16 protein-coding genes and 1 pseudogene are annotated in these 24,524 nt (G+C 36.6%); 14 read left to right on the top strand and 3 right to left on the bottom strand.

Annotated elements, in window-relative coordinates; genetic code table 11:
• Window positions 1-51 precede the first annotated feature (51 nt).
• The 7 genes and pseudogenes from CLOCL_RS09285 to CLOCL_RS09255 all read left to right on the top strand — a co-directional run bounded on the left by CLOCL_RS09285 (window position 52) and on the right by CLOCL_RS09255 (window position 10,832).
• Window positions 52-1,442: pseudogene (locus CLOCL_RS09285) on the top strand (IS4 family transposase).
• A gap of 303 nt (window positions 1,443-1,745) precedes the next feature.
• Window positions 1,746-6,101: a DNA polymerase III subunit alpha gene (gene polC / locus CLOCL_RS09280; RefSeq protein ID WP_014255093.1), complete on the top strand. Its 4,356-nt coding sequence runs from the start codon at window positions 1,746-1,748 to the stop codon at window positions 6,099-6,101.
• A gap of 450 nt (window positions 6,102-6,551) precedes the next feature.
• The gene (locus tag CLOCL_RS09275; RefSeq protein WP_014255092.1) at window positions 6,552-7,091 is read left to right on the top strand and encodes a helix-turn-helix domain-containing protein; all 540 of its coding nucleotides are present in this window, start codon (window positions 6,552-6,554) and stop codon (window positions 7,089-7,091) included.
• A 9-nt stretch (window positions 7,092-7,100) separates the two neighbouring features.
• On the top strand, window positions 7,101-8,159 hold the full coding sequence (gene potA / locus CLOCL_RS09270) for a spermidine/putrescine ABC transporter ATP-binding protein (protein WP_014255091.1): 1,059 nt from the start codon (window positions 7,101-7,103) through the stop codon (window positions 8,157-8,159).
• Window positions 8,156-8,983, top strand: coding sequence for an ABC transporter permease (locus tag CLOCL_RS09265; RefSeq protein ID WP_014255090.1), 828 nt, complete (start codon window positions 8,156-8,158; stop codon window positions 8,981-8,983). The genes potA and CLOCL_RS09265 overlap by 4 nt, the downstream gene beginning before the upstream one ends.
• Complete coding sequence (locus CLOCL_RS09260; RefSeq protein ID WP_014255089.1) at window positions 8,977-9,771, top strand: ABC transporter permease; 795 nt, start codon at window positions 8,977-8,979, stop codon at window positions 9,769-9,771. Before CLOCL_RS09265 ends, CLOCL_RS09260 begins: the two co-directional genes overlap by 7 nt.
• Entirely contained in the window at window positions 9,768-10,832 is a 1,065-nt protein-coding gene (locus CLOCL_RS09255; RefSeq protein WP_014255088.1) for an ABC transporter substrate-binding protein, read from the top strand. Before CLOCL_RS09260 ends, CLOCL_RS09255 begins: the two co-directional genes overlap by 4 nt.
• Window positions 10,833-10,995: 163 nt before the next feature.
• Here CLOCL_RS09255 and CLOCL_RS09250 read toward each other — a convergent pair whose 3' ends face one another.
• Genes CLOCL_RS09250 through CLOCL_RS09240 form a run of 3 tightly spaced genes read right to left on the bottom strand, consistent with a single transcriptional unit; the run spans window position 10,996 to window position 14,804 of the window.
• Window positions 10,996-11,574: a hypothetical protein gene (locus CLOCL_RS09250; protein WP_014255087.1), complete on the bottom strand. Its 579-nt coding sequence runs from the start codon at window positions 11,572-11,574 to the stop codon at window positions 10,996-10,998.
• Window positions 11,546-14,413, bottom strand: a complete 2,868-nt coding sequence (locus tag CLOCL_RS09245; protein WP_014255086.1) for a M56 family metallopeptidase — start codon at window positions 14,411-14,413, stop codon at window positions 11,546-11,548. The genes CLOCL_RS09250 and CLOCL_RS09245 overlap by 29 nt, the downstream gene beginning before the upstream one ends.
• Complete coding sequence (locus CLOCL_RS09240) at window positions 14,406-14,804, bottom strand: BlaI/MecI/CopY family transcriptional regulator (RefSeq protein ID WP_014255085.1); 399 nt, start codon at window positions 14,802-14,804, stop codon at window positions 14,406-14,408. Before CLOCL_RS09240 ends, CLOCL_RS09245 begins: the two co-directional genes overlap by 8 nt.
• 228 nt (window positions 14,805-15,032) lie before the next feature.
• Between CLOCL_RS09240 and CLOCL_RS09235 the strand changes: the two genes are divergently transcribed.
• The 7 genes from CLOCL_RS09235 to CLOCL_RS09205 all read left to right on the top strand — a co-directional run bounded on the left by CLOCL_RS09235 (window position 15,033) and on the right by CLOCL_RS09205 (window position 24,428).
• Entirely contained in the window at window positions 15,033-15,767 is a 735-nt protein-coding gene (locus CLOCL_RS09235) for a trypsin-like peptidase domain-containing protein (protein ID WP_014255084.1), read from the top strand.
• Between the two features lie 142 nt (window positions 15,768-15,909).
• Window positions 15,910-16,908, top strand: coding sequence for a GDSL-type esterase/lipase family protein (locus tag CLOCL_RS09230; RefSeq protein WP_014255083.1), 999 nt, complete (start codon window positions 15,910-15,912; stop codon window positions 16,906-16,908).
• 415 nt (window positions 16,909-17,323) lie between these two features.
• Complete coding sequence (locus CLOCL_RS09225; RefSeq protein WP_014255082.1) at window positions 17,324-18,772, top strand: tryptophanase; 1,449 nt, start codon at window positions 17,324-17,326, stop codon at window positions 18,770-18,772.
• A gap of 233 nt (window positions 18,773-19,005) precedes the next feature.
• Window positions 19,006-19,734 carry a DUF554 domain-containing protein gene (locus CLOCL_RS09220; RefSeq protein WP_014255081.1) on the top strand — a complete coding sequence of 243 codons (729 nt, stop codon included), beginning with the start codon at window positions 19,006-19,008 and terminating at the stop codon, window positions 19,732-19,734.
• A 192-nt stretch (window positions 19,735-19,926) separates the two neighbouring features.
• Window positions 19,927-20,757 (top strand): S1C family serine protease, encoded by an 831-nt coding sequence (locus tag CLOCL_RS21050; RefSeq protein WP_014255080.1) that lies wholly within the window; start codon window positions 19,927-19,929, stop codon window positions 20,755-20,757.
• 281 nt (window positions 20,758-21,038) lie between these two features.
• Entirely contained in the window at window positions 21,039-22,469 is a 1,431-nt protein-coding gene (locus tag CLOCL_RS09210) for an aminoacyl-histidine dipeptidase (protein WP_014255079.1), read from the top strand.
• 18 nt (window positions 22,470-22,487) lie between these two features.
• On the top strand, window positions 22,488-24,428 hold the full coding sequence (locus tag CLOCL_RS09205) for an OPT family oligopeptide transporter (RefSeq protein ID WP_014255078.1): 1,941 nt from the start codon (window positions 22,488-22,490) through the stop codon (window positions 24,426-24,428).
• Window positions 24,429-24,524: the final 96 nt, after the last annotated feature.

Raw genomic sequence — 24,524 nt, 5'->3', positions numbered from 1 at the left:
TAATAGAAGTACCCAAACCCTATTAAATCGACAATTTGGAGGTTCTTGAACATGTCTATTGTATCACAGAAGGTTAAGGAAGAAAATAGATTTTCTTTGACAGTTGATAACTTTTTCAAAATGTTTTCTGTAGGCTATCTGTTAAAAAAGTCAAACGCATATAAAGATAAAGGTATTCCTTGTCTTACGGTATTCAAAGTACTGTTTGAACTTGTTTTTACAGGCAAAAATCTGTTTATGAACTATAAAGCAGAAAGCTTTGATATACCATTTGCAAGGGATGTGGTCTACAGATTCTTAAATTCCATACATATCAACTGGCAAAGATTTTATATTTGCTTTCTGCAAAGGTCATAAATCATCATATCGATAGATTAACGTCAGATGAACGGGTTGATGCCTTTGTAATTGACGATTCCTTCTACAGTAGGACAAGAAGCAAGTCAGTTGAGCTTTTAAGTTGGGTCAAAGATCATGCTGACGGCAATAAGAATAAAAAAGGCTTTCGTATGCTTACACTTGGTTGGACAGACGGTAATTCATTTATTCCTGTGGCCTTCAACCTTTTAAGTTCAACAAATCCAAGGGTTTGCATTAATCCAGCGAAAAATACTATAGATAAAAGAACCGTTGGTTTTAAACGCCGACAGAATGCCTTAGCCACTTCACCGGAATCTGCTCTGTCTATGCTGGAACAAGCAGTTGCTACCGGTATTAAAGCAAAATATGTTTTATTTGACAGTTGGTTCTCCTTTCCGGCTACTATTATCAAAATTTGTAAGATGAATCTTAATGTGATAGCTATGGTAAAGGATACTCCCAAGATTTACTATAACTTCAATGGTGAAAAAAAATCATTGAGAGAGATATACCGAACTGTCAGGAAACGTAGAGGAAGATCAAAATACCTTGCTTCAGTTATGGTAGAATTACACGATAAAGAAGGAAACCACATTCCAGCAAAAATTGTCTTTGTCCGTGACCGAAGAAACAAGAGTAAATGGCTAGCTCTCATATCTACAGATACTAGTCTTCCCGAAACAGAGATAATCAGGATATACGGAAAACGCTGGGACATAGAGGTATTCTTCAAGATGTGTAAGTCATACCTTAAGCTGGCTAAGGAATTTCAAGGTCGTTCTTATGATATGATGGTTGCCCATACAACTATTGTTTTTTCAAGGTACATTATGTTAGCGGTTGAGAACCGCAATAATACTGATTTACGCACTATTGGTACTTTGTTCTACTATTGCTGCGATGAACTTGAGGACATTAAATTCCATGAGGCACTGCAGCTTATAATAGAGGCTTTAAAAACTACTTTACAGGAAAAACTGCTTTTGACAAAGGAAACAGTCAACGAGTTTCTCAACTACTTTGTCACTTGTTTGCCTGTTCATATCAAGGCAAAGCTATCAGTTGTTTCCTGCGAAAGTTGATTAAATAAAATATCGAATGACAGACGATGATATTCTATATACATCTTCAAAAATTTTATAAGATTTTATCATAAAGTAATAGAAAAGGAAGCAGCATAAATAATGCTGTTTATAAATATTAAGGTTGGTAGCTGTTTTCATTTGGTAAATAAATCATATAATTATAGGATTTTAAAGAAGGAAATTTAGATAATCTTGAATTTAGATACAAGAATCATTGATTTTCATGCATGACAAACAGCAGACAGTTTTATATAATTTTTATATAGTATTGATATATTTAAAAGCTTTGGAGGTATAACTTTGGAAAGCAGTCTTAAAAGAGTCAATGAAGTCTTCAGCGATTATGAAGTAGATGGAAATATTAGCTCGGCAGTTATACAATCTGCAATTTTGAAGCGAAAGAGCAGGACTTTGGAAATTAAACTTAGCTCGGACAAATATATCAATGTGAGAGAAATTGAAGGTTTGAATACATATATAAGGAAAAAATTTGCTTTAAATGATTCTGAAATTACTGTGGAATATACTGACGGCACAGATAAAAAGCCTATAGAAAAGGAACTTAAAGATATTATATTTGCTATATCCTCAAAGCATCCTCTATTAAAAGCCGTTATCAAAGACACGGAGTTTGAAGTGGAGGACAATGTTATAAATTTTAACTTTAAAATTGCTGCATCGCACCTTTTGTCAAGTTTGGGTTACGATAAAAGGATAAGTAAAGCAATAAAAAAGCTGTATGGTACAGAGTACAAAATAAACTTTATTGACAGAGTTTGCAGTGAGGAATTGAAAAAAATACGGGAGGATGCGATGGAAATGGAGAAGCAGCTTTTAAAGGAACAGGCAAAAACGGTTCCCGAGCTGCCGAAAGAACCTCCACAGCCTAAAGAAAGCAGTACTGAATCAGCAAAAAAAGAAGAAAAGAAGGAAAATACTAATTTGATATTGGGTAAAAATGCAAATATAAAGGAATCGGTAGTTAAAATTACCGATATTGTTCCCGATGAGGGAAGAGTAGCAATAGAGGGGGAAATATTCAATATTGAATCAAAGGAATTAAAGAGCGGAAAGACTTTAATATCCTTTGCCCTGTATGACGGTTCCACTTCCATGACATGCAAAGCATTTGTAAAAGCTGGAGAGGATGGAGAAGTTTTATCCAGATTAAGTAAAGCCAAGGGTGTTAAACTTGCCGGAAATGCCAGTTTTAATAAGTTTTCCGGAGAAGTCGAGTTTGTTGCAAATACCATTATAGAGACAGAAGGCAAAAAGAAGGCTAAGAGACAGGATAACGCAGAGGTAAAAAGAGTAGAACTGCACATGCATACTCAAATGAGTCAGATGGATGCTGTTTCAAGTGCAACTGACCTTATCAAAAGGGCTATGAGTTGGGGAATGAAGTCCATTGCCATAACAGACCATGGTGTAGTACAGGCTTTCCCTGAAGCTCATAAGTTATTGGGCAGAAACAATTCGGACATGAAGGTAATATATGGGGTTGAAGCATACCTTGCGCCCGATAAAAAGTCTCCGGTAACCAACCCGAAAGGTCAGAGCATTGACTCAACTTATTGCGTATTGGACTTGGAAACTACCGGATTTTCACCGATAACTGAAAAAATTATAGAAATTGGAATTATGAAATTAAAGGATGGAAATGTAATAGATCAGTTCAGCTGTTTTGTAAATCCAGAAAAGCCTATTCCTGCAAGGGTAGTTGAGGTTACCAATATAACTGATCATATGGTACAGGATGCTGAAACCATAGATAAGGTATTTCCAAAAATTATGGAGTTTATTGAAGACAGTGTTTTGGTGGCTCACAATGCAGACTTTGACATCGGCTTTTTAAAGCAGAATGCAAAAGTTTTGGGCTATGATTTTGATTTTACATATGTGGATACATTGACCTTAGCTCAAGACCTTTTCCCGGATTATAAAACCTATAAACTGGGGAAAATAGCTAAAAACCTTGGGATAAAGGTTGAAGTGGCCCATAGGGCATTGGATGACGTGGACACCACTGTCAAAGTATTTAAAATTATGCTGGACATGCTGAAGGAAAGAGGGGTAAAAACCCTTGAAGATATCGATAAATTCGGTATAGATGAGGAATCCAGAAAACAAGACTATAAAAAGCTCAAAACCTACCATGCTATTATATTGGCAAAGGATTATGTGGGTTTAAAAAATTTATACAAGCTTGTATCCTTTTCGCATTTGGATTATTTCTACAAGAAACCGAGAATACTGAAAAGTATATACAAAAAGTATTCTGAAGGATTGATTATAGGAAGCGCCTGCAGTGAAGGGGAGCTTTTTCAGGCAATTTTGCTTGGAAAGCCGGAAGAGGAAATTGAAGCTATTGCAAGAGATTACGATTATCTTGAAATACAGCCCCTTGGCAATAACGATTATCTGGTAAGAAAAGGAGAAGTTCCGGATAGGGAATATTTAAAGGAAATTAACAGAAAGATAGTGGAGCTGGGTGAAAAACTGGGCAAGCCTGTGGTGGCAACCGGGGATGTTCACTTTTTAGACCCTGAGGATGAAATTTACAGACGAATACTCGAAGGTGTTCAGGGGTATGAAGACGCAGATAATCAACCGCCTTTGTATTTAAGAACCACTGAGGAAATGCTTGAAGAGTTTGCCTATTTGGGAGAGGAAAAGGCTTATGAGGTGGTTGTTACAAATACTAACAAGATTGCCGATATGTGTGAACAGATAAGCCCCATTTCTCCTGAAAAGTGTCCGCCGCATATTGAAGGCTGTGAGCAGACTATTAAGGATATTACATATAGCAGGGCTCACGAGCTGTATGGCGACCCATTACCGGAAATTGTTCAGAAAAGACTTGAAAGGGAACTGGATTCAATTATAAAAAACGGTTTCTCTGTAATGTATATAATTGCCCAGAAGCTGGTATGGAAGTCCAATGAAGACGGTTATCTGGTAGGTTCGAGAGGATCGGTAGGTTCTTCAGTGGTGGCGTATATGACCGGTATTACCGAAGTAAATGCCTTGCCGGCCCATTATCGGTGTCCCGCTTGTAAATACTCGGATTTTACGGATTATGGTTATGGTATTGGCTTTGACTTGCCGGACAAACCATGCCCTGTTTGCGGAGAGATGTTGGAAAAAGACGGAATAGATATTCCTTTTGAAACGTTCCTGGGTTTTGACGGAGATAAGGAACCGGATATAGACTTGAACTTTTCAGGAGAATATCAGGCAAAGGCACATAAATATACAGAAGTCATATTTGGAAAGGGGACAACCTTTAAAGCAGGAACTGTAGGTACCGTTGCGGAAAAAACAGCTATTGGCTTTGTTAAGAAGTATTTTGAGGAAAAGAATATCCATGTTAATAAAGCTGAAATTGAAAGACTTGCAAAGGGTTGTACCGGCGTAAAGAGAACTACGGGCCAGCACCCCGGAGGAATAATAGTTGTGCCGAAGGGAAGGGAGATATACGAATTTTGTCCTGTACAACACCCTGCGGACGACCCGGAATCGGATATAATAACAACGCATTTCGACTATCACTCGATAGATCAGAACTTATTAAAACTCGATATTCTCGGTCATGATGACCCGACAATGATTAGAATGCTTCAGGATATTACCGGAGTTGACCCAAAGACCATACCTATGGATGATAAGGAGACCATGTCCATATTTTCGTCAACAGAAGCTCTCGGTGTAACTCCGGAACAGATAAATTCAAAAGTGGGGACCTTTGGGATTCCCGAATTCGGTACCAAGTTTGTAAGGGGAATGCTTTTGGATACATTGCCTAAAAAATTTGCAGATTTGATATGTATATCTGGTCTCTCCCACGGTACTGATGTATGGCTTGGAAATGCCAAGGACTTGATAGAATCCGGCACTGTTTCATCGTTAAGTGAAGCCGTGTGTACGAGGGATGATATCATGGTTTACCTTATGAAAAAAGGTCTTCCGCCAAGTGCAGCCTTTAAAATAATGGAGACCGTCCGTAAGGGAAAAGCTCTTAAAGATCCGAAATGGCCGGAGTATGAAGTTATGATGCGGGAACACGATGTACCTGAATGGTATATAGAGTCCTGTAAAAAGATAAAATACATGTTCCCTAAAGCCCATGCTGCAGCTTATGTCATGATGGCCTTTAGGATAGCATGGTTTAAAGTTCATATTCCATTAGCATATTATGCTGCATATTTTTCCATCAGAGCAAAGGCTTTTGATGCGGAATATATGATAAAAGGAAAAGAAGTTGTCAAGCAAAAAATGAAGGAAATTGAAATGCAGGGAAATCAGGCATCCAATAAAGACAAGGAAATGTATGAGGATTTGGAATTGGTTTTGGAGATGTACGAAAGAGGTTTTAAATTCCTGCCTATAGACCTGTATAAATCTCATGCTGTGAATTTCCAGATAGAGGGTGACAGTTTGAGACCTCCTCTAAACAGTATAGCCGGCATGGGAAATGTTGCTGCGGAAAATATATATAATGCTTATAAAGAGGGAGGACCTTTTACTTCGGTAGATGATTTGAAGGCACGTGCCAAAATTGGAAATTCTACCGTAGAGTTGCTGGAAAAGTTCGGATGCCTGGAGAAACTGCCGAAAAGCAATCAACTGAGTTTCTTTGATTTAATGTTAAATTAGTTTTGTGAACTTTCCATTGGTGCAGAGAATGACCGTTGAGCCAATCAAACGGTCTTTTTTTATATTGTATTATGTGTACAATTCGGGAATGATTTTGATTTGATTGAGAAAATTCATGATAAACATATTAATTGTGTTTATTGTTTAAGCATAAAAAGCCATTCATTTTACCAATATATATAACAGAGTGAATGTCTTATATTGTATATTTTAGCGGATAAACCGATAAACTAAGTCTTTTTCAAAAATCAAAAACAAGGATATTTCATGACTTAAAAAATTGATAACAGAACCGCGTGATTTCTAAGGCTGCCGGATACAAAAAATTTTTCTTGACAAATGAAAAATTCGTCATATAATTAAATCTAGATGTTTACTATAAGTAAACTTTTAGTTTAGTAAAACTTAATTTTATGATTTGTAATCTTTTTTTGTATAGGATGTGTATTTATGGAAATAGGAGCAAAAATAAGGCAACTTAGAATCACCAATCAAATGACGCAAGAGGAGTTGGCTGCCAGGGCAGAACTGTCAAAAGGGTTTATCAGTCAGATTGAAAACGACCTTACTTCTCCGTCAATTACAACATTGGTGGATATTCTCCAATGTCTGGGTACGGATTTGAAGACTTTTTTTAGTGATTCTGAGGATAAGCAAGTTATTTTTAAGGAGAATGACTATTTCAGAAAAACCGATGACGAGCTTAAGAATACCATAGAGTGGGTTGTGCCTAATGCCCAGAAGAATGCCATGGAGCCAATTCGAATGACCCTTATGCCGGGAGGTAAGTCATTGGAGGACCAACCCCATGAAGGAGAAGAGTTTGGTTATGTTGTAAAAGGAAGCATTAATGTACACATAGGCAATGAGTGTTATCGGGTTAACAAGGGAGAATCTTTTTATTTTGAATCAACAAGAAGGCATTATATTGAAAATGTGGGAAAAGGCGAGGCTCAAGTGATTTGGGTCAGCACTCCCCCAACTTTTTAGGAGGTTGCCGTGGAAAAGAATGTTATTATCAGGTTGGAAAATGTAACAAAAAGTTTTGAGGATCAAGTAGTCTTAAAAAATTTGACTTTGGATGTGAAAAAGAACGAGTTTCTCACCCTTCTTGGACCTAGCGGCTGTGGTAAAACTACAACCTTGAGACTGATAGGGGGATTTGAAAAACCGGATGAGGGGATTATTTGGCATAATGGAAAGGACATCAGTGATGTACCGCCCTATAAGAGAAACATCAATACGGTGTTTCAGAGATACGCTCTTTTTCCACATTTAAACGTGTATGAGAATATAGCTTTTGGTCTGAAAATAAAAAAGATGGACAAAAGCTTGATCAGCGAAAAGGTTAAAAAGGCCTTAAGACAAGTGAATTTAGTCGGTTATGAAAACAGAAGAATAGATCAGTTATCCGGAGGCCAACAGCAAAGAGTTGCCATTGCACGGGCTATTGTCAATGAGCCGGAAATTTTATTGCTGGATGAACCCTTAGGAGCATTGGATTTGAAATTACGTCAGGAAATGCAATATGAATTGAAAACTCTTCAAAAGGAGCTGGGTATTACCTTTGTCTATGTAACCCATGACCAGGAAGAAGCCCTTACAATGAGTGACACGGTTGTGGTTATGAACAACGGTGTTATTCAGCAGAAGGGTACACCGGAAGACATATATAATGAACCGGTTAATGCATTTGTTGCTGACTTCATAGGCGAGAGCAATATTATAGAGGGTATTATGAAACAGGATGGTGTTCTTGAGATTTTTGGCCGCATATATGAGTGTGTTGACAAGGGTTTTGCCGACAATGAAAAGGTGGATGTGGTGGTGAGACCTGAAGATATAAAGCTATTGGAACCATCAGAAAATAAAATAAACGGTCAGGTGACTTCCTGTATTTTTAAAGGTGTTCACTACGAGACTTGTGTAATGACAGAAGGCTTTGAATGGGTAATACACAATACTAAGAACTTTAAGCCCGGTGAACAGGTAAGTATTAATGTGGATCCTTTTAACATTCACATTATGAAAAAGATGGAGAAGGAGACAGGCGAATGAACAGAAAATGGTTGGCTTCCCCTTATATAATTTGGATGATAATTTTTATTGTGGTTCCTTTGCTGATGATTCTTTATTATGCCTTTACTGTGAAAGATGTAAACGGAACCCGGTTGACATTTGAACATATGATGAAGTCCTTTGACAGCAAATATTTAGCATCTCTTGGGATATCATTTTGGTATGCGATTATATCTACTGTTATATGCTTGATTTTGGCCTATCCTTTAGCTTTAATTTTGGCTAAGTACAGCAAGGGTGGCTCTACTATAGTGTTTATCTTCATTTTACCGATGTGGATGAACTTTCTTTTAAGGACTTACGCCTGGCTGTCATTGCTGGAGACCAACAACGGGCTTATAAATACGATTCTACGTGCTTTGCATTTGCCTGTTCTGGATATTATCGGGACACCGAAGGCCATTATACTGGGCATGATTTATAATTTTTTGCCTTTTATGGTATTGCCCATATATAATTCGCTGGCTAAAATAGATAAGTCCATTATGGAAGCCGCTTATGATTTAGGGGCCAATGATTTTAAACGATTGCTGAAAGTGACCATCCCACTTAGCATGCCTGGAGTAATGAGCGGTATAACCATGGTGTTTATGCCGGCGGTGACATCTTTCGTAATTCCTAACTTATTGGGAAGCGGTAAAGTTAACTTAATTGGAAACATTATCGAACAGCAATTTTTGATGACTTATGACTGGGGATTTGGATCCGCTCTTTCCCTTGTGCTGATGATTATAATTTTAATTTCCATGGCTGTTATGCGGAGAAATGATGAGGATATGGAAGGCGGTGCGGGATTATGGTGAAAAGAGGAATAGAAAAAATATATTTGGGTTTGATTATACTTTTTCTTTACGCACCGATATTGACTTTAATAGTTTTTTCCTTTAACGATTCAAAATCAAGAGCCAAGTGGGGCGGATTTACTTTAAAATGGTATAAGAACATGCTGAATGATCCGCTGATTTCCAAATCCCTTTATTATACATTGGCTATAGCATTGCTGGCATCGGTTATTGCTACTATTATAGGTACTTTAGCAGCCATCGGCATTCATGTGATGAGAAAAAAGACAAAATCATTGGTTTTAAATGTAACTTATATGCCGGTTTTAAATCCTGATATTGTTACGGGGATTTCTTTGATGCTGTTTTTTGTTGCAGTTGGGTTGAAGCTTGGTTTTACATCCATGTTAATTGCCCATATAACTTTTAACATCCCCTATGTTATATTAAATATTTTACCTAAGTTAAGTTCCTTGAATAAATTCACATACGAGGCAGCACTGGATTTGGGGGCACATCCGATGCAGGCCATTTGGAAAGTTATTATTCCTGAGATTATGCCCAATATAATTACGGGATTTTTATTGGCATTTACTTTGTCACTGGATGATTTTGTAATCAGTTACTTTACTACCGGAAGTGGTGTTACAAATCTATCCATAACCATATATACCATGACACGAAGGGGAATAAAACCTGAGATTAATGCATTATCCACTGTTTTGTTCTTATCTGTTTTGATATTGCTGTTGATAATAAATAAGCGTTCTGAAAGACAAACAAAGAAATTGGGAGGATCGAATATATGAAAAAGATTGTATTATTGTTAACTTCATTAATGCTTGTATTAACAGGCTGTGGTAAAAATGTTGAGACTGACCCCAATAAGCCTTTGGCCGGTACAACAATTTATGTATATAATTGGGGAGATTATATAGCTGAAGATACTATTGAGCGTTTTACCAAAGAAACAGGAATTAAGGTGATTTACGATACTTTTGAATCCAATGAGGCCATGTATGCCAAATATAAATCCGGTGCCATAAATTACGATGTATTGATTCCATCTGACTACATGATTCAAAAATTAATATCTGAAAATGAACTGTTACCATTGAATTTTGACAATATACCCAATGCGAAATATATCGACAGCTCATTTAAAAATCTTACCTATGATCCGCAAAATATTTATTCCGTGCCGTATATGTGGGGGACTCTGGGAATTATTTATAATAAGGAAATGGTGGATGAAGAGGTTGATTCCTGGGATATTTTATGGGACAACAAGTATAAGGGAAAAATTATAATGATGGAATCGGTAAGAGACTCCTTTGCAGTAGCTCTTAAAAGATTGGGATATTCCTTGAACAGCACTAACAAGACAGAGGTGGATGAGGCTTTTGCTACTTTGGTGGAACAGGGTCCGTTGGTTCAGGCTTATGTAATGGACCAGGTAAAAGATAAGATGATTGGTGAAGAGGCAGCTTTAGCTGTGATTTACGCCGGAGACGCTGTTTATTGTATGGATCAGAACGAAAACTTGGGTTATGTTGTTCCTAAAGAAGGTACGAATTTCTTTGTTGATGCCATGGTTATTCCGAAAACTTCAAAAAATAAAGAAGGGGCTGAGGCCTTTATCAATTTCATGAACGATCCTGAAATTGCTTTAAACAATACTGAATATATCGGTTATTCCACGCCACATACAGAAGCAAAAGCTATGTTGGATGAAGAAGTGCGCAACAACCCAGATGCTTATCCTCCAAAGGAATTAATCGAAAAATGTGAGGTCTTTGTGGACTTAGGCCCTGAAATGACTGCTTACTACAATGACAAATGGAATGAACTCAAAGCATCCTTGCGTTAGAATTTTGAAGTTAAAATTTTAATTGTAGTTTGATGAATATTAAATATCTCGAAGAGAAAAATAAAAAAACATTTTTCTCTTCGAGATATATTTTTTAATTATTTTACCAACCGATTTTTGTGGGAATGCATCTTTGACTTATAACTTTATACGTTCCGTCTTCTCAGGCTAAAGCAGAGATTAAGAATCCAATACCGTTTCCATGGCTTAGCCCCCAAACATATTGAGCAAATTCAACACATTGCCTTCCATTTATATCAACTATACTTACATCACATATGCCGTCTACACCAATTTCCGAATAATTAATTTCACCTTTTAACTTTCCGTTATCGTCATATATTATTGGCATAATGCCATCGTTATTTTTGGCATAACTTTCGTAAAGTTCTCTATCTAATGGAATATCTTCGGTAAAACCTGCTTCATTACAAATTACATTTGCTTTGTAGTCGTCAATATAAGCAACACGTGCTCTAAAGCCAAAACTTCCGTTATCTTCTAGAGGGTTATTACGAGAGTGCTTTGGCAATGGTAAAAACTCTAAATCATCGGTAAAGGTTAAAACAAACAATAATTCCAGCCCGCGTCCGGTACCGCCGACATCAAATGCAACTGCTATGGCCTGCTTGTTATCTATCCCAAGATCGAAAGCATTGATTTTTGCTTCATAGGAAACAAAATCACCGAAATGTTTTTGATATGTAACACCATTAGGGATATTTGACTTCATGTTCTTCACCGGTGTCTTTATCTCCTAAAATGTGTTTTATGAAGAACAATTCGATAGTTTCAGTTTGGCCGTCCCCTGTTATATCTGCTTTTATTGTATTTTTAGGTTCCGGTGGCAATTCAATAGGCTCAGAAATTTGTATGTTATCCGGTCCCGAAAAGAATTTAATAGAATCAGAAACTTGGGACGAATCGTTTGAAGTATCAAGTCGGTAATTATCTTTTGAATTTGCGTCAGGTTCCGTCGAAAGCAAATCTTTTATTTCAACTTGAAATTTATCGACGGTGTAATCACCGAGCTTGCCGTAAACAGTATATATCCCCGGTTTTATACCGGACTGTTCGAGGTTGACCTTTATAATATTCTTTTCAATTAGAGTGTCATTTTTCTTAGGCAGTACTATGTTTATATTGTCCCAGGATATAGTATCCTTTTCGTTTGACATTTCGAGCCATCCACTTATATTTTGCGAAGGAGATTCCCCTTGATCCTCAGTATTACTAAATACTGCATTTATTGAAAGGGTTTCATCCATATAATAACTGTCCTTAAGGGAATAACAGGCAAAATTTTTACAATCCATATTTCCTGATAATCTCCAGTTATTGTTTATGTCAATATCAAAAAGTTTTTTTACCAAAAGAGTGGGTAAATCTGTGTTTTTGCAAGAAAGAAGTTTTACTGATTTTCCCGTTCCACTCCGGTGCCAAATACATTCTGCATACATTTTATGATTTTTGGGGTTTATATTTAATCCGATATAAACCATTCCTTCCCTTGCTTTAAATACTAGATTAAGAGACAATTTAACCACATCGTTTAGCTGTCCTGAGTCTGATCCGGTATCATCAACAAATTCTTCCCAAAAACTTTCGTGGTTTATAAGGTCATATACTTCTTTTATCAGCTCAGTGTCATTAGACTGGTATATGGGAAAATATCTACGGCTTAAAGAGTCAAAATAGTTTACTACAGCATCACCACCAATATAAATACTGGCACTGTCAAAATTGCCTTTGGTTGTTATTTCCGACAGGTATCCGTCCAGAGAAATTTCCTGGCCATTTTTTGCCTGCACATTTTCTTTTTTTATTGATTCTAAAGCTTTTTTATCCAGTTCAATTACTTTTTCATTTAAGTTTTTAATAATATCGGTCTTATGAATACCCAATATTTCATCTGTGAATACATCCAACACCCTTTTTAAATCTTTTGCATAAAAACTGGCTTGGCTTGCCACAAGTGTGTCTAATACAATGTACTTGTCTGAAGGAGTTTTTATCATATCTATTCTTACAGGTAGATTTATACCGGTTGAGATGTCCTTACAATTTACAGTGTAAGCCCAGACAAACAAGGATAATTTATCGCCGTCAACCTTTCTGCCGAACTCATGCCAGGCTGCATATTTCGGTACTTCCTTGGAAGAGAGTTTTATGTTTTGCAGAGCTTTATATACAGCCCGATCCATATCATCAAGAGAATCGATATAGGAGTTTAACCAGTTTTGCATGCTTTTTATTTTATCATCATCCATAGCGGGTCTTATATAGGATTGGTTTAAAAGATTATAACTCTCTAATTCCTTGTAAAAGTATGAGACATCATTGCTGTTGGCAATGCCATTCAGCTCAGAGGTTCCTTTATTACCTTTTGTAGCATCTACATTTGTACTATCGCCATTAGTTATGGTTGCAGTTTTATCCATTGCTCCCGAAAGAAAAAATATGCCTACTACAAGCAAAATTACTGCTGCACTTATACTTACAGTATAACCTTTTTTCTTAAATAAAGTTATTTCTTTTATTCTATCTTTAATTTTCTTTTTTCCTTCAAGAATGCCTGCCATGCCTAAAAGAGATATTTCTCTCGTACTTTGTGACGATAGTTTCAGAAGGGTCAGTCCATAGCCTTTGTGCTTACTTGTGTCCAGTTGGTTTAATGCCATGGAATCGCAAGATGCTTCAATGTCATGCTTAAGCAGTGAAAAAGCAAACCATACAAGGGGATTGAACCAGTGAATAAACTTTGTAAGCAACGATGTAACTCCAAGTATTGTGTCTTTCCTTTTAATATGGGAAAGCTCATGAAGAACAATTGCAGTTAAATCCTCATCGCTGATGGAGTTTTCAATTCCTCGTGGAAATAAGAGGATGGGCCTTATAAAACCGTAAACGGCAGGAGCTTTAACTAAAGAAGTTTCCTTTACTCTTATTTCATATTTAATATTGAGTTTTGAACTCCACATATTTATATATTGCTTTGTAGTGTTGGATACAGTGAAGGGAAGGGATTTAATTCTTATGTAAAAGAATATATTTATTATTGTATATACCGATAGTAGAGCAGCAAAGCATACTAACCAAATAATAGAAAGAATATTACTTTTGCTTTTGGCATTTATCGGTTTATCATTGTATTCAGTTTGGGTCAAACTGTCAAATGAGTTATCAATGTCAGCTGTTGTTTGGCTATGGGAGAAATTATTAATGTCGATATTATTGTTACTTGTGTTTTCTTCTATTGGATGAAGGGAATTATCGAAGGAAATTGTATTATCGTCGTAGAAAACGATAAAACTTTCGTCAGCTTCATTTATCGGTGCTATATTGATATTTTGAGAGATATAACTCGTTGGATTTATATCGGGAAGAAGATTGTAAATACTGAAACTTGTGCTAATGTTAAAGGGTATTATTAGCTTTATTATGACCATAATCCACAAATAAACTCGAAATTTGGGTGAAAACTTAACCTTGGCCAGAGGACGCAGCATTAGGACTATAAGTATTAAAAATGAAGCATTGATGCTCAAATCCAAAACAACTTTAAAAATATCGTCAATCATTTTCTTCTTCCTCCATAGTATCTAAGATACTCTTTAATTCCTCTATATCGGACTTTGTAAGTCTTCTTTTGTCGATAACATTCAGCAGTAAATCTTTTACCGCACCGTTAAAACATTTTTTTAGAAATGAATCGGTTTCGGCTTCAATACACTCTTGTTCAGTAACCAGAGGATAGTAAACATAAGCTCTTTTGTCATTATTGTTTTTTTTGGTTGCCAGAATTCCTTTATTGACCAGTCTGTTTAAAAGAGTAATTATAGTTTTATCGCTCCATTTTGTGGAATCAGACAGTTTTGCCGCTATTTCGGAGGACTTGGCCTCTTTTTTTTCCCAGATAACCTTCATAACCAGCCATTCCGAATCAGATATAAGTGATGCCTTGTTTTTCATAACAGCCTCCATGAAAAATATACTTACTATTGTAAATATAATTTTAGATTACATTAGTAAGTATATTTTGTCAAGATAAAATATTTCATTATAGATGATTCGGTAAATATAAAGTATACAAGCAAATATAAAGTGCATATCCAAAAAGTTCAATAAAAAGCTACTGTTTTTTTCTTTTTTGTTAGTGTAAAATATGTTTGTGAAAAACAATAACAATGGAGGAAATCTATGCCTATTAAAAAATCGATTTTTATTTTTACTTTACTGTCACTTTTAATTCTTACGTCCTGTTCACCAGCAAGTATAAGTTCTTCAACGCCACCGGAATTACTAGATAATACAATTTTGAGACCGGAGTTTGAGCTGAAAGATGTAACCTTTGCGGCCGGTACTGCTTTTGCAATAGAAATGGATGACGAGAATGTTTCTTTGGTATTGACAGCTTATCACTTGTTTGGAGAAGCAGGAGGTTTGAAAGAGGAAATTCCTTCAGAAAGGATGCCGGACGTTTTCCAAACAGCCATATTTACAGATGCCTATACCGATGAATATTGCGGAGAATGCGATAAAGTCTTAAAGATAAAAGATGCAGACAGTATTCCAAATGTAGATAAAGATTTAGTGGCCTTTTATTTCGGTGAAAATCTTGATGCAAATAAGTTAAAGTTAAGTTCAAAGCTGCCTAAAAAGGGAGAAACGGTTTGGCTTGCAGCGCCTACAATTTATAGCGTGGAACCAAGATTGCATAAAGCAACGGTTAAATCCGCTTCTAACAAAAGGCTTACTTTTGAGTATGAGGAAAAAGATATCGAATTAACTGCAACAAGCGGAGCCCCCATTTTAAATTCAGCTGGCGAAGTGGTAGGGTTAAATGTAGGAGGCGGTCAGCAATACGGTAAAACTATTGGTGTTACAAATCCTTGTACTAGTATTAGGAAAAGGTTAAAGGAAGCACTTCGCTGATATGGCATGAACAATACCATAAAGTCAGTTACATAAAATACCTATTTGTGATATAATTACTAATAAAGTATAGGCACGTTATTTTTATTAAAATAAATCATATGGGGGGTTTTATTATGAAAAAATTTTTAAGAAAACTAAAATGTACCTCGTTTATTTTAGCTGCGGTAATGGTTTTGGGATTAGCTTTTTCACCGGCTTTATTCCAGGACAAAAAGTTAATGCTGCAGAGTATCCGGGCACAACCATTGTTCCAACACCTGCTGCTACCAGATTGGTCATCACAATATACCTTGGCGATGTAGATGAAAATAAAGTTGTCAATTCTTTGGATTTAGCAAAATACAAGCAATATTTGCTTGGAGAAATTAAATCTCTTCCTGAAGCAGGAGATGTAAATCAGGACGGCGAAATGAATTCAATTGATTATGCTTTGATAAAAGCATATCTATTGGGGCTGGTTAAGGATTTGGGTACTAAGACAATTTGGGGACCTCCAGTTCCTACGCCATATGTTCCAACACCTACGCCAATTCAAACACCAAAACCTACCATCAAAATAATGCCTTTGGGTGATTCGATAACCGACGGAATTACTGTGCCGGGAGCTTATAGAACCAGACTTTGGAAAAATATTACCAGTAACGGGTACAATGTAGATTTTGTAGGATCTATGACTGGTGGACCATCTGACCTTGGAGATAAGAATCATGAGGGACATTCCGGATGGAGAATTGACCAAATCAGCAACAACATAAATTACTGGATGGATACTTATAAACCTCAAATTGTACTTTTACATATAGGTACCAATGATATTTCACAAAAATACGATTTAAACAATGCACCGAACAGGTTAAGTGACTTGATTGACAAGATTTGTGCCAAATTGCCTGCTGATGGAAAGCTTTATGTAGCAACCATTATCCCAATAAGTTATGCCGATGTAAGAACATATAACTCTCAGGTTGCTGCTGTTGTACAGAATAAAGCAAGTCAAGGAAAGCCGGTTTATTTAGTGGATATGTACAGTGCTCTTACTCTTAGCGATCTTGCCGATGGTGTACATCCTAATGCCAACGGTTATAATAAAATGGGAGATGTTTGGTTTAATGCTATAAAAGGAGATTTAGCAAGATAATATATTATAAAAAAGGTATTGTACAGTAATTTGTGCAGAGATTACTGTACAATACCTTTATTTATACTCATTTTAGACAGATGTTTTTGTACCAGCAAAAAGTTTGTAAGGATGGGAAATTGCAAATTTGTTGACTAATTTGAAGATTAGTTATAAAATATTGGTAGTAGCATGGTATTATAGTAGAGAAGTACTTTATCGATAAAGGTTTCAAAGTAATATAAGCTTATTTTGCAAATGGCTGTTATTCATTGTAGTACGGTATCGCGGATTCTTCAGACCAGACAAATAAGATGCGATTTTTGAAACTATATACCCTGTGAAGGGTATTTTTATTTTTATAGCTATTTTTTAGCTGCAGCATTCTAAATAAATAGAATAAAATTGTAAAAATAAATTTAGGGGTGGTCTATGTATGTCAGAGGTTAAATTTTTTTACGGCAATAAAGTGCCTTTGGAAATGCATAAGGTAAGAATAGTGCAAAAATTGAATCTGGTTCCCATTGAACGCCGTCTTGAAGCTATAAATGAGGCGGGAAACAACACGTTTTTGCTGAAAAACAGTGATATTTTCCTGGATATGCTAACCGATAGCGGTGTAAATGCCATGAGCGACAAACAACTTGCTGCTATGATGGAAGCGGACGACAGTTATGCCGGTTCTGCTACCTTCACAAAGCTGGAAAATAAAATTAAAGAAATTTTCGGTATGGATTATTTTCTTCCGGCTCACCAGGGAAGAGCGTGCGAAAATATTATTGCCCAGGCATATGTGAAACCGGGAGATATTATACCTATGAATTACCACTTTACTACAACTAAAGCCCATATTACATTGAATGGAGGGGCAGTTGAAGAAATAATAATCGACGAAGGATTAAATCCAACCAGTTCATACCCGTTTAAAGGAAATATGGATGTCGAAAAATTAAAAGGACTCATAGCAAAACATGGCGCTGACAAAATTGCTTTTGTCCGTATAGAGACTGGTACAAATCTTATTGGAGGTCAACCTCATTCTCTCGAGAATTTGCGTGAAGTTAGAAAAGTTTGTGATGAACATGGCATATTGCTGGTCTTTGATGCTAGTCTTTTAGCGGATAACCTCTATTTTATAAAAACCCGTGAAGAGCAGTGTAAGAATATGAGTATCCGGGAGATAGCCCGAGCTATAGCAGACCTTACAGACATTATTTACTTCTCGGCGCGTAAACTCGGATGTGCCCGTGGCGGCGGTATTTGTACAAGAAGCAAAGATATATATATGAAGCTGCGTGAGTATATCACACTATATGAAGGATTCCTTACCTATGGAGGAATGTCGGTAAGGGAGATAGAAGCACTTGCTGTCGGACTTGAAGAAACTATGGATGAAAATATGATTAACCAGGGACCACAATTTATTGAATATATGTGTGAAAAGCTTCAGGAAAGCGGTGTTCCTGTTATTACACCACCCGGAGGTTTGGGATGTCACATCAATGCAATGGAGTTTGTTGACCATATTCCTCAGAGCCAGTATCCGGCAGGTGCTCTTGCTTCGGCATTATACATAGTAAGCGGTGTCCGCGGTATGGAAAGAGGAACCATATCCGAGCAGAGGGAGGAGAATGGAGAAGAGCATTTTGCCAATATGGAATTGCTGCGTCTGGCTATGCCGAGAAGAGTATTCACCCTTTCACAGGTAGAATATGCTGTAGACCGTATTAAATGGCTTTACGAAAATCGCAGGCTGATTGGCGGATTAACTTTTGTGGAAGAACCTAAAGTTTTACGTTTCTTCTTTGGAAAATTGGCTGCGGTTTCAGATTGGCAGACTAAACTGGCTAAAAAGTTCAGAGCAGATTTTGGAGACAGTCTATAGTATCTGTTTTTAAGAGAAATGATATCTTAAGTTTTTATGAAAACCCACGGTTTTATAAGTAATTATAAAACCGTGAGTTTTCTTAATTTTTAGGGATTAAAAATTGTACTGTATAAATTTATGTGTTAAAAAAGTAATCTATCTTTATATTATACAAAAGATTTAATTTGGAAGTTTTCAATTCAAAAACTTTTAAGATAACTTTTTCAGTAAAAAAGTTTAGGGAGGAAGTCATGCTGGCTCAAGGAAGTATTGTTAATGCGTGTGCCATAATTGGCGGAGCGTTGCTGGGAATGATTATTAAGGGCAGGTTATCCGAGAGATTTGGTGTAATTATAAAGCAGGCGTTAGGGTTGTCCACAGTAATTATCGGTTTATCCGGTACTCTTTCGTCGATATTTAAAGTATCTTATGACGGCAAACTTGAAAGTAACTATATAATGACCATGATAATTTTTCTTGTTATAGGCTCTGTAATAGGCGAGGCTATAAATATTGAGGAGAAATTGAACAGGCTTGCTGAATTTATCCAGAAGAAAATTCCCGGTTCAGGAAGTAATTTTTCTGCCGGTTTTGTATCGGCAACCCTTCTGTTTTGCGTTGGCGCAATGGCAATTGTAGGTTCTCTGGAGGAAGGTCTTACCGGGAATGCCAATACCCTTTATGCAAAATCAATTTTAGACTGTATCAGCTCAATCATATTTAGTGCAACAATGGGGATAGGTGTTCTTTTTTCGTCAGTAGCCGTATTCCTATATCAAGGCTCAATTACTCTTCTTGCAGAATTCATAGAGCCAATGTTGACTGCTGAAGTAATAAATCAGATGTCCCTTGTGGGAAATGTTCTGATTTTAGGTATAGGAATAAATCTACTGGAAATTCGCAGTATCAAAGTAGCCAATATGCTTCCTGCGATAATTATACCAATTGTTTATTATTTAATACGAATTTGGATTGGTTGATTTGTTTTAGAATGGGATATATTAACTAAATCAACTAAATTTGAGATATAAAAATTCCGATATATTTTAAGAGATCCTTTCAATTAACAAGTCTGATAGCTTATTTTGGGGTTAAAAAAATCGATGAAATGGACATTTGAAGTTTTAATGCAGTAATCATCGTAACAAAAAGTTTGTATGGAGGTAGTTCTTATGAATGCAAAACTGTTCGTACTTATTGTATCCGCTATAGTAATACCTTCCATTTTAGGCTTGTTCATCAGTTTGATATTTGCAGATATCAATATTGGTAATGCTCAGGTTAATGACAATTATATTGATGTGAAATATACACCTTTGGTTTCACATAATGTTGCATTAATGAGTGAAGAAACTGAGACTACTTCCACAACGCCTCCGAAAGTAAAAAATAAATTATATTCTGTTTCTTACGATGATAAGGAACTACTTGATACTGAAATAGCCGAGCTTAAAAAATATGTATGTATGATATTGACAAGTTCAGGGGTACAAGGTTCCGGAGTACTTATAAATGACGAAGGATATATTCTGACCAACTATCATGTGGTGAATAGAGGAAGTATTTGGGTTGATTTTCAGGATGGCGAGGATTCCGGCACAAAATTTTTGCATATGAAGGCCAAATTGATAGATTTCGATAAAAATGAAGATATAGCATTAATACATGTCGATAATTTATCACTGGGTGGATATATTAAATTTGCCCCCGAAAACAGCATTAAATTGGGTGAGCAAGTTGTTTCAATTGGTTCTTCCCAAGGCTTGATCAATACCTTATCTTTTGGACATGTAACTGCTTTAAGACCATATAATGATGGAAATGTTATACAAACTGATGCTGCTATATCGGCAGGAAATTCCGGTGGAGCATTGTTGAATAAGAAAGGTCAATTGATTGGAATTACCACTTTTAAGATTACTGGCGGAGAAAACCTTAATTTTGCCATATCCAATGAAAAATTGATGCGTTTTTTGGATAAGGTGAATTATTCCAATGATTAAAAGATATAGAGGAAGACTGAAAAGAAATTGACGAAGAAAGTAATTATCTTTATATATATTTCGAATTGATGTTTAATGAAAAAAGTGCATTCCTGTGATAGGTGCTTATCAAAATGTGAAAGAGAATTTATGGAGATTAAAATAAAAGAAATTTAAGTTAATGACATGTCCTAACGGGCATGTTTTTTTATTTATAATTTAGAGTATAAAAAAACGATATAGGATATACTATCTTATAAAAATCTACTCATAATTGCGAAATTTGAAAAGTTGGTGGGAATATGTCGACAATTCATACAATTGAACCGCAAAGAGTATTTCATTGGTTTTATGAGATTAACCGGGTTCCGAGATGTTCCGGCAATGAAAAGGGAATTAGCGATTTTTTGGTGAACTTTGCAAAGGAAAGAAATTTGGAAGTGTATCAGGATGAAATCTATAATGTAATCATTAAAAAGCCTGCTACTCCGGGTTATGAAAATGCTCCTGCCGTTATCATACAAGGACACAGTGACATGGTATGCGTCAAAGGGGAAGGCTCTGCTCATAATTTTGATTCAGATCCCATTGAAATGATTGTGGAAGGAGATTTTTTAAGAGCAAACAACACAACTCTTGGCGGGGATAATGGAATTGCAATTGCCTACGGCTTGGCAATTTTAGATTCCGATGACTTAAAGCATCCTGCCATTGAACTGTTGATTACAACAAACGAGGAAACAGCTATGGACGGGGCAATGGCTTTGAGTAATGAGCATTTAAGCGGAAAAATATTGCTTAATATTGACGCAGAGGAAGAAGGAGTTTTTTTGGTTAGCTGTGCCGGCGGTGCCAATCAGACTGTTACTTTTCCATTAAAAAAAGAAAAGAAAAGCGGTAAAGGACTGGAAATCAGAGTTTCCGGTCTAAAAGGCGGTCACTCCGGAATGGAGATAGTTAAACAGAGAGGCAATGCCATTAAGTTATTAGCTCGTATTTTAGACCATTGCAGAAGCAAAATTACATTGTCGCAAATTTCCGGCGGAACTAAGCATAATGCCATTCCGAATGAGGCAAAAGCAGTTGTTTTGGCAGAGGATTTAAATGGTACAGTGGGTTTAATTGAGGTAATTGCAAAAGAACTTAAAGAAGAGTATCGTGTGGAAGATGGAGGACTGACTATTACTGCAAGAGAAGTGGATGTAGATGAAATTTATGATAAACAGTTGTCTGAAGATGTAATTGATTTTCTGATGATGACTCCCGATGGCGTACAATATATGTCAAAAGACATTGATGGTTTGGTGCAAACCAGTCTTAATAATGCTGTTGCGGAAGAAAAGGAAGGTCAGCTGATTATAACAATATCCCATCGTTCTTCGTCGAGTAGTTCCCTCAGAGAACTTTTAAACCGAGTGGCGCTAATTGCAAAAAGGACTAATGCCATTGTTCAGGAAAACAGCTTCTATCCGGCCTGGGAATATGATGAGAAATCAGAAATCAGGAAAAAAGCCGTTAGAGTTTATGAAGAGATGTTTAAAAAGAAAGTTATAGTTACCGCTATCCATGCCGGTCTTGAGTGCGGGGTGTTGAAAAAGATTTTACCCAATACTGATATGATAAGTTTTGGACCTAATATGTATGAAGTTCATACAGAAAAAGAGCATCTCAGCATTTCTTCGGTAGAAAGGGTTTGGAGATTCTTGGTACGACTGCTTGAAGAAATTAAATAAAACAGTGGAGGAACTGATATGTCGGATGAAGTGAGAAAACTACCAAAAGAAGCCTATGGAGGAATTAAAGGTGAGGATTACAGGCCGTTTGTAGGAAATAATGAAAATGTTCCTGAAGCAACGGTTTATTCTATAATTTTAGGAATTATTTCTGCAGTTATTTTTGCTGCAGCCAATACTTATTTGGGTTTAAAAGTCGGTTTGACTATATCTGCAGGTATTCCCGGTGCTATATTAGCTACGGTCTTGTTTAGAAGTATATTAAAAAGAAACAATATACTGGAATCAAACTATGTTGCTTCACTTGCAGCAGTTGGAGAATCAATTGCAGGAGGTATTATCTTTGTATTGCCAGCTCTCATTCTTATCGGTTTTAGTCTTCCGCTATGGACAGTAGTTATAGTTACTGTCATTGGAGGAATAATGGGTGTGTATTTTATTATACCGGTACGTAAACACTTGATTGTGCAAGAGCATGGGAAACTGGTTTACCCGGAATCAATGGCGCAAGCTGAAGTTTTGGTAAGTGCAAACCAAGGCGGTAAGGGGTTTATATCCGTTTTGAAAGGTTTGATTGTCGGATTGGGTTACAAAATATTATCGGGCGGTTTAGCTTTGTGGAACGAAACAGCAACTTATATTATTAAGCGTTTCCAAGGCACTATGATCGGTACTGATACACTTGCATCCCTTGTTGGAGTTGGTTTCATTATCGGAACAAAGACATCAATACTTATGCTTGCCGGTTCTATTGTTGCATGGTTCGGTTTTATTCCGTTGATTAAGTTTTTTGGCGGAATGGTAACAACCCCAATTTTCCCATCCACTGCATTAATTTCAGAAATGTCTGCAACTGATATATGGTCCAGCTATATTAAGTATATAGGTGCCGGTGCTGTTGCAGCTGGTGGTTTTATTTCTTTGGCTAAATCACTTCCTACTATATTTAAATCTTTTAAAGAGTCTATGGCTGGATTTGGCAAGGGAGAAAGAACATCGGAACGTGTTAATCAGGACCCATCCATTATGTGGGTATTTATTGCAGCAGTTGCAGGTTTTCTGTTGACATGGTTAACACCAACTGTGAAAGCAGGCCCGGTTGGCGCCATTCTTGCAGTATTTTTTTCCTTCTTCTTTGCAGTAGTGTCGGCAAGAATGGTTGGCGTAATCGGTGCCAGCAACAATCCGGTTTCTGGTATGACCATAGCAACATTATTGGTAATTGCATCGGTTTATAAAGCAATGGGTGCAAACGGTGCTGACGGCATGTATGTTGTATTGCTTACAGCCGGTATTGTTTGTGTAGCAATTGCTGTCGGTGGCGGTGTGGCTCAATCGCTGAAAGCGACTTATATTTTGGGCGGCACACCTAAAAAGGTTCAGCACGGAATGTTTGTTTCTCTTGCAGTGGCTTCCATTGCTGCAGGTGCAACAGTTCTCCTTATGCATAGTGCTTACGGCATAGGAAGCGGACAAGTTACAGCACCACAGGCAACTCTAATGAAACTGATTGTAGAAGGTATCATGACGGCAAAACTGCCTTGGACACTTGTCATCATAGGAATATTTATTGCAATATTCTGTGCTCTCACAGGATTGCCGATTCTACCGGTTGCCTTAGGTATTTATTTGCCTATAACTTTGAATACGGCTATTTTCTTTGGTGGCTTGATAAGGTTACTGGTGGAAAAGAAATTCAAAAATGACAAAGAAAGCATAGATACTGCAGTGGAAAGAGGTACTTTAATAGCTTCGGGTTTAGTTGCGGGCGATGCTTTAACCGGTATTATCATAGGTATATTTGCTGCATTGAGTATTAAAATTGATTTCCTTTCATCGATTATTCCCAACGAAAGCGTAAAGAACTTTATAAGCCTTGCAGTTTTTGTATTGTTAGGATTTTGGATATACAACTACTCATGCAGATTTAAAAAGGAAGAAAAGATGCATAATGCTTAATTATTAGTGTAGTTTTACCGAAAATTAATCATGGGAATTATATTTGAATTAATATAAGTATCAAAATAAGAAATCAAGAAGTATTGGATGTTATAC

The organism is Acetivibrio clariflavus DSM 19732 (genome assembly GCF_000237085.1).
GTDB lineage: Bacteria > Bacillota > Clostridia > Acetivibrionales > Acetivibrionaceae > Acetivibrio > Acetivibrio clariflavus.
Note: the sequence above shows the minus strand (reverse complement) of the source record. Positions and strands in the feature narration are given on the sequence as shown.